We start from the raw sequence: 2,786 nt of genomic DNA on the forward strand, positions 1-2,786 counted from the left end.
GGAGATACCATCAACTATACCTTAGCTACTACTGCTACGCAGTTCTCTAATGTTGGGGAATACCCGATTGAAGTGACTTTGGGAAGTAATCCTAACTATACTGTGGTGGCCACTGATGCTATATTGACTATTACGCCTAAAGTATTAGGTGTAACTGTGGTGGCTGATAATCAAAACAAAGTATACGGGGACGCTAATCCTACTCTTACCGCTGTGGTAAATGGTGCCGTGAATGGAGATACCATCAACTATACCTTAGCTACTACTGCTACGCAGTTCTCTAATGTTGGGGAATACCCGATTGAAGTGACTTTGGGAAGTAATCCTAACTATGACGTTACTGCGGTAAATGGTACTTTGACAGTAATTCCAAAAGCTATTGATGTTTTGGTTACTGCTGATAATAAAACAAAAGTATACGGTGAAGCTAATCCTGATTTAACTGCTGTAGTAACGGGTGCTGTAGCGGGTGGAGATGCCATCAACTACTCTCTTGCTACTACTGCAACGCAGTTATCTAAAGTTGGTTCTTACCCTATCGTAGTGACTTTAGGTAGTAATCCTAACTATACTGTGATGGCTACTGATGCTATATTGACTATTACGCCAAGGGAGATAAAAGCTGTTGCTGATACCAATGCAATTCCTGTAAATGGAACTACTGGTGGAAATTCAGGTGTAAACGTTTTAACTAACGATACATTAAACGGATTGCCTGTTAATCCTTCCGATGTAGTATTAAGTTCTACTCCTAACGGACCATTGACTATTAATCCTGATGGAACTGTGACTGTAGCTCCAAAAACTCCTGCGGGAACTTACACCATAAATTACACTATATGTGAGGTATTGAACCCTACTAATTGTGATACGGCTACCGTTACTATTGTTGTTGCTGCTCCTGCTATTGATGCTGTTGCTGATACTAATGCAATTCCTGTAAATGGAACTACTGGTGGAAATTCAGGGGTAAACGTTTTAACTAACGATACATTAAACGGAATGCCTGTTATTCCTTCAGATGTAGTATTAAGTTCTACTCCTAATGGTCCATTGACTATTAATCCTGATGGAACTGTGACTGTAGCTCCAAAAACTCCTGCGGGAACTTACACCATAAATTACACTATATGTGAGGTATTAAATCCTACTAATTGTGATACGGCTACTGTTACTATTGTTGTTGCTGCTCCTGCTATTGATGCTAACAATGATGTTTATTCAAATATTAATTGTTCTTCATTTGGTGTTATAGGTAATGTATTAGCAAATGATACTTTAAATGGTGTTGCATTGAAATCCGAAGAAGTAAATATCTCTTTAGTTACAGGAATGAATACAAATATTACATTAGATAATCTTGGAAATATTAATGTTCAAAGCGGGATAGTTAGTGGTTCATACGTATTAACATATCAAATATGTGAAAAACTTAACCCAACTAATTGTGATATAGCTACAATAACAATAAATGTTCAAGATACGACCGCACCAATTATTGCTCAATTACCGGTCGCTTCAACAATATCTTGTAGTTCTACACCTAGCTTTACTCAAGCAGTGGCAACAGATAATTGTAGTTCTGTAAACTTAACATTCGTTGATGTAACAGTACAAGGAAGCTGTATTGGTTCTTACACCATAACTAGAACTTGGACTGCGACTGATTTATCAGGAAATATATCTACAGCTTCTCAAGTAATTACTGTTCAAGATACTAATGGTCCAACTACAACAACTGCTTTTTCGGGAATCATAAATGTAAATTGTGATGTAATTCCAGCTAAACCTGAACTTGTATTTGTAGATAATTGTTCTACCGTTTCACCGGCTATTTTTACTGAAAACATCATAAACAGAACCGAAAGTTCATATTCAATCGTAAGAAAATGGACTGTGTCCGATGCTTGTGGAAATACATCTGACTTTACTCAAATAATCAATGTTACCATTCCAAACAGTGTTACGACTATAAGTAGTTCAATTTGTAATGATGGAGAAACTACAACGGCGAATCTAAATGATTTGTTACCAGCTGGAACACCTACAAACGGGACTTGGGTAGATGTAAATAATTCTGGTGGATTACAAGGAAACAATCTTGATGCTTTAGGTCTTTCAGTTAGAGATTACATTTTTGAATATAAAGTTAATGATGATACTTGTCCAAGAACTATTAGAATTACAATGACTGTAAATACAGGTTGTGGTGGTATTGTATTAGCTTGTGGTAATATATTAGTTCATAATGCTTTCTCTCCAAATGGAGACGGGATTAATGAAAAATTCATAATTGATAATATTGATGATACCGTTTGTTATCCAGAAAACACGGTTGAGATTTATAATCGTTGGGGAGTTTTAGTTTTTGAAACTAAAGGATATAATAACACTACTAATGTTTTTGATGGTACTTCTCAAGGTAGATCAACTGTTCAACAATCTTCGGGTTTACCTACAGGGACTTACTTCTATATTTTGAATTACACTTCTTTTGACAATGAAGGAAAAATCATGTACAATAAAAAAGATGGATATTTATATATCGTAAATAATTAAAAATTAATGCCTGAGAACAAAAAATTTTCAGGCATTATAAAATTAATACAGCATTAATTCTTAAAAAATAAAACTTAAGAAAATTTATCATCCAGACCTTCTAAAAATATACAAATGAGTTCGATTGATGAATTAAAATAATAAATATCTACTATGAAAACAAAATTATTTTCTTTCGTTTTGATGTTTACAGCCTTTGTAAGTTATGCACAACAAGATGCTCAATT

1 protein-coding gene is annotated in these 2,786 nt (G+C 34.7%); it reads left to right on the plus strand.

Annotated elements, in window-relative coordinates:
* On the plus strand, window positions 1–2,559 hold a 2,559-nt coding region (locus tag DFR66_RS13725), incomplete at its 5' end, for an MBG domain-containing protein (RefSeq protein ID WP_147277699.1).
* Window positions 2,560–2,786: the final 227 nt, after the last annotated feature.

Source organism: Flavobacterium glaciei, assembly GCF_003350545.1.
Taxonomy (GTDB): Bacteria; Bacteroidota; Bacteroidia; order Flavobacteriales; family Flavobacteriaceae; genus Flavobacterium; species Flavobacterium glaciei.